Annotated in this window: 6 protein-coding genes; 2 read left to right on the forward strand and 4 right to left on the reverse strand. The window is 59.5% G+C overall.

Features of this window, described 5'->3' with window-relative positions; translation table 11 throughout:
• Positions 1-32 precede the first annotated feature (32 nt).
• From PMI35_RS04760 to PMI35_RS04745, 4 genes are all read right to left on the reverse strand, one after another.
• Positions 33-1,466, reverse strand: a complete 1,434-nt coding sequence (locus PMI35_RS04760; RefSeq protein ID WP_008064822.1) for an NAD(P)(+) transhydrogenase (Re/Si-specific) subunit beta — start codon at positions 1,464-1,466, stop codon at positions 33-35.
• A complete protein-coding gene (locus PMI35_RS04755) occupies positions 1,463-1,819 on the reverse strand; it encodes an NAD(P) transhydrogenase subunit alpha (protein WP_008064823.1) in 357 nt (118 codons plus the stop codon). Before PMI35_RS04755 ends, PMI35_RS04760 begins: the two co-directional genes overlap by 4 nt.
• A gap of 11 nt (positions 1,820-1,830) precedes the next feature.
• The gene (locus PMI35_RS04750; protein ID WP_008064829.1) at positions 1,831-2,952 is read right to left on the reverse strand and encodes a Re/Si-specific NAD(P)(+) transhydrogenase subunit alpha; all 1,122 of its coding nucleotides are present in this window, start codon (positions 2,950-2,952) and stop codon (positions 1,831-1,833) included.
• 436 nt (positions 2,953-3,388) lie between these two features.
• Positions 3,389-4,288: a LysR family transcriptional regulator gene (locus PMI35_RS04745; protein ID WP_008064831.1), complete on the reverse strand. Its 900-nt coding sequence runs from the start codon at positions 4,286-4,288 to the stop codon at positions 3,389-3,391.
• A gap of 157 nt (positions 4,289-4,445) precedes the next feature.
• Between PMI35_RS04745 and PMI35_RS04740 the strand changes: the two genes are divergently transcribed.
• Positions 4,446-5,627 carry an acyl-CoA dehydrogenase gene (locus tag PMI35_RS04740; RefSeq protein ID WP_008064832.1) on the forward strand — a complete coding sequence of 394 codons (1,182 nt, stop codon included), beginning with the start codon at positions 4,446-4,448 and terminating at the stop codon, positions 5,625-5,627.
• A gap of 12 nt (positions 5,628-5,639) precedes the next feature.
• Complete coding sequence (locus PMI35_RS04735; protein WP_008064835.1) at positions 5,640-6,860, forward strand: CaiB/BaiF CoA transferase family protein; 1,221 nt, start codon at positions 5,640-5,642, stop codon at positions 6,858-6,860.
• Positions 6,861-7,174 lie beyond the last annotated feature (314 nt).

A 7,174-nucleotide genomic window follows, 5' to 3' on the forward strand; every position in this document is an offset into this window, starting at 1 on the left:
GAGTCGGGGCGTTGTGGTACTGCGAAACGGTCTTACTCGACAGCTTTAACCATGTCTTCGATGACTTTCTTGGCGTCGCCGAAGACCATCATGGTTTTGTCCAGGTAGAACAGTTCGTTGTCCAGACCGGCATAGCCGCTGGCCATCGAACGCTTGTTGACGATGATGGTCTTGGCCTTGAACGCTTCGAGGATCGGCATGCCGGCAATCGGCGATTTCGGATCGTTCTTCGCGGCCGGGTTGACCACGTCGTTGGCGCCCAGCACCAGCACCACGTCGGCCTGGCCGAACTCGGAGTTGATGTCGTCCATCTCGAACACCTGGTCGTAAGGCACTTCGGCCTCGGCCAGCAATACGTTCATGTGGCCAGGCATACGACCGGCAACCGGGTGGATCGCGTACTTCACGGTCACGCCGCGATGGGTCAGCTTCTCGGTCAGTTCCTTCAGCGCATGCTGTGCCCGTGCTACCGCCAGGCCGTAGCCCGGAACGATGATCACGGTGTCGGCGTTGGTCAGCAGGAAAGTCGCATCGTCAGCCGAACCGGATTTCACCGGACGCGCTTCTTTCGAGCCTGCAGGGCCCGCATCCGCCGTGTTGCCGAAGCCGCCGAGCAGTACGTTGAAGAACGAGCGGTTCATCGCCTTGCACATGATGTACGAGAGGATCGCACCGGACGAACCGACCAGCGAACCGGCAATGATCAGCATCGAGTTGTTCAGCGAGAAGCCGATACCCGCTGCTGCCCAGCCGGAGTAGCTGTTGAGCATCGACACCACCACCGGCATGTCGGCACCGCCAATCGGGATGATGATCAGCACGCCGAGCACGAAGGCCAGCGCCAGCATCACGCTGAAAGCGGTGTAGTCGCCGGTGAGCATGAAAGTCACGCCCAGTGCCAGTGTGGCCAGGCCCAGCAGCAGGTTCAGCTTGTGCTGACCGCCAAACTGTACTGGCGCGCCCTGGAACAGGCGGAACTTGTACTTGCCCGCCAGCTTGCCGAACGCAATGACCGAGCCGGAGAAGGTGATCGCACCGATGGCAGCGCCCAGGAACAGCTCCAGGCGGTTACCGGCCGGAATGGCATCGCCGAGGTTCTGCACGATGCCCAGCGACTGCGGCTCGACCACGGCGGCCACGGCGATGAACACCGCCGCCAGGCCGATCATGCTGTGCATGAAGGCGACCAGTTCGGGCATCTTGGTCATTTCAACGCGTTTGGCCATGATCGTACCGACAGTGCCGCCGATCAGCAGGCCGACGATCACGTAGACGATACCGTCGTGGGCCAGTTCGGCGCCCAGCTTGTAGATCAGGCCGACCGTGGTGAGGATCGCCAGGCCCATGCCGAGCATGCCGAACAGGTTGCCGCGACGCGACGTGGTGGGGTGCGAGAGTCCCTTGAGCGCCTGGATGAAGCAGACCGAGGCGATCAAATACAGGGAAGTAACCAGATTCATACTCATGCTTGCTGCACCTCAGCCTTGATTGCTTCGGCCTTGGCTGCCGGAGCTTTTGCTGGCGCCGCTTTCTTCTTGAACATTTCCAGCATGCGCCGGGTCACCAGGAAGCCACCAAATACGTTTACAGCGGCCAGGGCCACGGCCAGGGTGCCCATGGTCTTGCCCAGTGGGGTCACGGTGAGGGCGGCCGCGAGCATGGCGCCGACGATGACGATGGCCGAGATCGCGTTGGTCACGGCCATCAGTGGGGTGTGCAGTGCAGGGGTCACGTTCCAGACCACGTGGTAGCCAACATAGATGGCCAGCACGAAGATGATCAGGTTGTAGATACCGTGAGAGATCAGCATGTCTTCCATTGTTTTTATCCTCAGCCGTTCTTGCGCACGATCTGGCCGTCGCGGCACATCAGGCACGCGGCGACGATATCGTCTTCAAGGTTGATCACCAGTTGTCCTTCTTTATCGAACAACAGTTTCATGAAGTCCAGCAGGTTGCGGGCATACAGTGCCGAGGCATCGGCACCGACCGCGGCCGCCAGGTTGGTCGGGCCAACGATGGTCACGCCGTTTTCGACAACCACCTGGTCGGCCACGGTCAGCGGGCAGTTGCCGCCCTGTGCCGCCGCCAGGTCGATGACCACCGACCCCGGTTTCATCTGGGCCACGGTTTCCGCGCTGAGCAGCGTCGGTGCCTTGCGACCTGGAATCAGTGCCGTGGTGATGACGATGTCAGCCTGCTTGGCGCGTTCGTGCACGGCCACGGCCTGGCGCTGCATCCAGCTGGCCGGCATTGGGCGTGCGTAACCGCCGACACCGACGGCGCATTCGCGCTCTTCATCGGTCTCGTAAGGCACGTCAACGAACTTGGCGCCCAGGGATTCGATCTGCTCCTTCACCGCAGGCCGCACGTCCGAGGCTTCGATCACCGCACCCAGGCGCTTGGCCGTAGCGATGGCCTGCAGCCCGGCAACACCGGCGCCGAGAATCAGCACCCGCGCCGCTTTCACGGTGCCCGCGGCGGTCATCAGCATCGGCATGAAGCGCGGATAATGATGGGCGGCCAGCAACACGGCTTTATAGCCGGCGATGTTGGCTTGCGAGGACAGTACGTCGAGGCTCTGTGCACGGGAGGTGCGAGGCGCGGCCTCCAGGGCAAAGGCGGTAATGCCGCACTCGGCCATCTTGGCGATGGTTTCGTTGTTAAACGGATTGAGCATCCCCACCACAACGGTGCCGCTCTTTATCAGAGCAAGCTCGCTGTCGCTGGGAGCGACCACCTTCAAAATCAGCTCTGCACCGAACGCCTCACTGGCGCTGCCAATGACCGCACCAGCGGCTACATAGGCACTGTCGACAACGCTGGCATTGACGCCCGCGCCGCTTTGTACAGTGACCTTATGACCCTGGCCGATGAGCTTCTTGATAGTTTCGGGGGTTGCAGCAACCCGTGTTTCACCGGTCTGGGTTTCGAGAGGAACACCAATGTGCACGTCAAATCTCCTGCGTGATCTTATTGAGTAAACCCATGCACTACGGATGGTGCGGCTGGGGCGGCCGATCAGCACGACCCCGCCAAATTCAGGCGGGGCGCGGCATTTTGCAGGCGAACTTTGTGCCCTTTCAAGGGATTATGACGGGTGACGGAAAATTAACTACAAGTCACCCCGTGACCGAATGTCGCAACCAAACGGCTCAATCCCTTGTAGGCCGTACCTTTCGGGCACTTTGGCGCAAATCAAACAATTTTCGCATCGGCCATATGAATGATGCGCCATTGTGCTGAAATAGTGGCGCAAAGCCGCGTCGTCAGGCGCTTATGGCACGTTTGTACTGCTTCGCCGTACAGTTTTCTTCCATGCGACAAATACTTATATCTGTAGGGTTTTTATTTTTCTGACTACGAGGTCAGATAAGTGCTCAGGGCCTTTATCCTTCTAGGCTGTAGCCATGGGCCTGATTTACCAGCCAGTCACGAAAAGCCCTTAAAGAGGCCGATTCGACCTTTCGCTCCGGAATCATCAGGTAATAAGCCTTGATGCTGGAGAGTGCCTGCGGGTTGGCGATCACCAGGCGCGACTCGGCCAATTCGCGCTGAATCAGGAACGGCGGGATCAGCGCAATCCCCATATCGTGCATCGCCGCCTGGGCCAGCATGGAGAATAGCTCGTAACGCGGCCCTGTCATGTCTCGGGGGACGTTCAGGTGTTGAGAGTCGAACCATTGGCGCCAGGCGTAGGGGCGAGTGGTCTGTTGCAGCAGGGGCAGGTCGGCGATTTCAGAGGGGGTCAGGGCATCCTTGTTGCCCAACAGGTTGGGGCTGCACACGGGCATCGGATTTTCACCCATCAGCCTGTGGGATTCAGTACCCGACCAATCCGCATCACCGAAGTAGATCGCCGCGTCGAAATCGGTGTCGGCAAACAGGAATGGCCGCGTGCGGTTGGTCAGGTTGACCGTCACTTCTGGGTGTTTGTGTTGAAAGTCCTTGAGCCTGGGCAGCAGCCACTGGGTGCCAAAGGTCGGAACCACGGCCAGTTCGATGACGTTGGCTCCCTGCTGGCCCATCACCGACAAGGTGTCGCGCTCGACCGCATCGAGTTGAGTGGCCACACGGCGACTGTAGGAAAGTCCCGCCTCCGTCAGCTTGACCCCGCGCCGGGAGCGTCGGAACAGTTCCACGCCGAGGAACTCCTCGAGGCTGGCGATTTGTCGGCAAATCGCCCCTTGGGTCAGCGAAAGTTCCAGGGCTGCCTTGGTGAAGCTTTCATGGCGGGCGGCCGCCTCGAAGCTGATCAGGGCCGTTGTGCTGGGTATTTTCCTTCGCATGTACGTCAACCTCACTAATACATCGCATTGAATGGGTTTTGCGACGTTTCGGAGTGAGAAATTAGCACAACAGTATGCGAAATCCTCGTTTGCCCAGACGCCGAACCCGGCCTAGGATCACTGCACGTTATTTGACCTGTTTCGAGAGGACACACTCATGGCCGGTAAAGCTAGCTTCAACTGGATCGATCCCCTGCTGCTGGATCAACAGCTCACCGAAGAAGAGCGCATGATCCGCGACACCGCTGCGCAGTTCGCTCAGCAAAGTCTCGCGCCGCGCGTGCTCGAAGCTTTCCGCCATGAAAAGACCGATCCGGCGATCTTCCGCGAAATGGGCGAAGTGGGCCTGTTGGGTGCAACCATTCCCGAGCAGTACGGTGGCAGCGGCCTGAACTACGTCAGCTACGGTTTGATTGCGCGTGAAGTCGAGCGTGTCGACTCCGGCTACCGCTCGATGATGAGTGTGCAATCCTCGCTGGTGATGGTGCCGATCAATGAATTCGGTACTGAAGCCCAGAAACAGAAATACCTGCCAAAACTGGCGTCGGGCGAGTGGATTGGCTGCTTCGGCCTGACCGAGCCTAACCATGGCTCCGATCCGGGAGCGATGATCACTCGTGCACGAAAAGTGGAAGGCGGCTACAGCCTGACCGGCAGCAAGATGTGGATCACCAACAGCCCGATCGCCGATGTGTTCGTGGTCTGGGGCAAGGACGATGCCGGCGACATCCGTGGCTTCGTTCTGGAGAAGGGCTGGAAAGGCCTGAGCGCCCCGGCGATTCACGGCAAGGTTGGCCTGCGGGCTTCGATCACCGGTGAGATCGTCATGGACAACGTGTTCGTGCCGGAAGAAAACATCTTCCCAGACGTCCGTGGTCTGAAAGGTCCCTTCACCTGCTTGAACTCGGCCCGTTACGGCATTTCCTGGGGCGCACTGGGCGCAGCCGAGTTCTGCTGGCACACCGCTCGTCAATACACCCTGGATCGTCAGCAGTTCGGTCGCCCGTTGGCCGCTACCCAGTTGATCCAGAAGAAGCTGGCCGACATGCAGACCGAAATCACCCTGGCGCTGCAAGGCTGCCTGCGTCTGGGGCGCATGAAGGACGAAGGCACCGCGGCGGTTGAAATTACCTCGATGATGAAGCGCAACTCCTGCGGCAAGTCCCTGGATATCGCCCGTATGGCCCGTGACATGCTGGGCGGCAACGGTATCTCGGATGAATTCGGGGTGGCGCGTCACCTGGTCAACCTGGAAGTGGTGAATACCTATGAGGGTACGCACGACGTCCACGCGCTGATCCTCGGTCGCGCGCAGACCGGCATCCAGGCGTTCTATTAATAGGAGAACGCCATGGGCGCGCTTTCGCATCTACGGGTACTGGATTTATCGCGGGTGCTGGCCGGGCCATGGTCCGGGCAGATCCTCGCCGACCTTGGCGCCGAAGTGATCAAGGTCGAGCGTCCGGGCAATGGCGATGACACGCGCGCCTGGGGCCCGCCGTTCCTCAAGGACGCCTATGGCGAGAACACCAGCGAGGCCGCCTATTACCTGTCGGCCAATCGCAACAAGCAATCGGTCACCATCGACTTCACGCGCCCGGAGGGACAGAAGCTGGTGCGTGAGCTGGCGTCCAAGTCGGATATCCTGATCGAGAATTTCAAGGTCGGCGGTTTGGCGGCCTACGGTCTGGACTATGAGTCGCTGAAGGCGATCAATCCTGATCTGATCTATTGCTCTATTACCGGGTTTGGGCAAACCGGTCCTTACGCCAAGCGTGCGGGCTATGACTTCATGATCCAGGGTCTTGGTGGTCTGATGAGCCTGACGGGTCGACCTGAAGGCGAAGAAGGGGCGGGGCCGGTCAAGGTTGGCGTGGCGCTGACGGATATCCTCACCGGGCTCTATTCGACGGTGGCCATCCTGGCTGCGCTTGCGCATCGAGACCACGATGGTGGTGGGCAGCATATTGATATGGCATTGCTGGATGTGCAGGTCGCGTGCCTGGCCAACCAGGCAATGAACTACCTGACAACGGGCAATGCGCCAAAGCGCCTGGGCAATGCTCACCCTAACATCGTGCCTTACCAGGATTTTCCTACGGCAGATGGCGATTTCATCCTGACGGTCGGGAACGACGGGCAGTTCCGCAAGTTTTCCGAAGTGGCGGGTCAGCCCCAGTGGGCGGACGATCCGCGTTTTGCGACCAACAAGTTGCGGGTGGCAAACCGGGCTGTGCTGATCCCCCTGATCCGTCAGGCGACGGTGTTCAAGACGACCGCTGAATGGGTCGCTCAGTTGGAGCAGGCCGGTGTGCCGTGTGGCCCCATCAATGACCTGGCGCAGATGTTTGAAGATCCCCAGGTCAAGGCGCGCGGGTTGGCGATTGAGTTGCCTCACGCGTTGGCTGGCAGCGTGCCCCAGGTGGCCAGTCCGATACGGCTGTCCGAGACGCCAGTGGAGTATCGGTATGCACCGCCTTTGCTGGGCGAGCATACGCTGGAGGTTTTGCAGAGGGTACTGGGGCTGGACGCTGGCGCCGTGTCTGTACTCAAGACTTCGGGCGTCCTCTGATAGAGCTCTTCTATATAGAGAAGCGTTTGCCTCTTCTATATAGGGCTTAATCGGGGTGTTTTGGCGCCTTCTGTAAGTTATTGATAGAAAACTAAAATCAACGCTTGACGGCAGATTCTGGAGGCCTATAATTCGCCCCACTTCCGGCGCAGTCGAAACAGAAAACTCCTTGGTAAACAATGAGTTATGCAGTTTTGGCAGCAGGTTGCTTCAGTTCATCGAAGCCCGAAGGAAGTTGAAAAAGAGGTGTTGACAGCAGCGTGTAACGCTGTAGAATTCGCCTCCCGCTGATGAGAGATCTGAAGCGCAAGTGG

It is taken from the genome of Pseudomonas sp. GM78 (assembly GCF_000282475.1).
In the GTDB taxonomy this organism is placed as follows: Bacteria; Pseudomonadota; Gammaproteobacteria; order Pseudomonadales; family Pseudomonadaceae; genus Aquipseudomonas.

Coding starts and splice junctions, on each gene's coding strand:
- PMI35_RS04760 (WP_008064822.1), bottom strand. CDS start 1,466: ATGAGTATGAATCTGGTTACTTCCCTGTATTTGATCGCCTCGGTCTGC.
- PMI35_RS04740 (WP_008064832.1), top strand. CDS start 4,446: ATGGCCGGTAAAGCTAGCTTCAACTGGATCGATCCCCTGCTGCTGGAT.
- PMI35_RS04745 (WP_008064831.1), bottom strand. CDS start 4,288: ATGCGAAGGAAAATACCCAGCACAACGGCCCTGATCAGCTTCGAGGCG.
- PMI35_RS04755 (WP_008064823.1), bottom strand. CDS start 1,819: ATGGAAGACATGCTGATCTCTCACGGTATCTACAACCTGATCATCTTC.
- PMI35_RS04735 (WP_008064835.1), top strand. CDS start 5,640: ATGGGCGCGCTTTCGCATCTACGGGTACTGGATTTATCGCGGGTGCTG.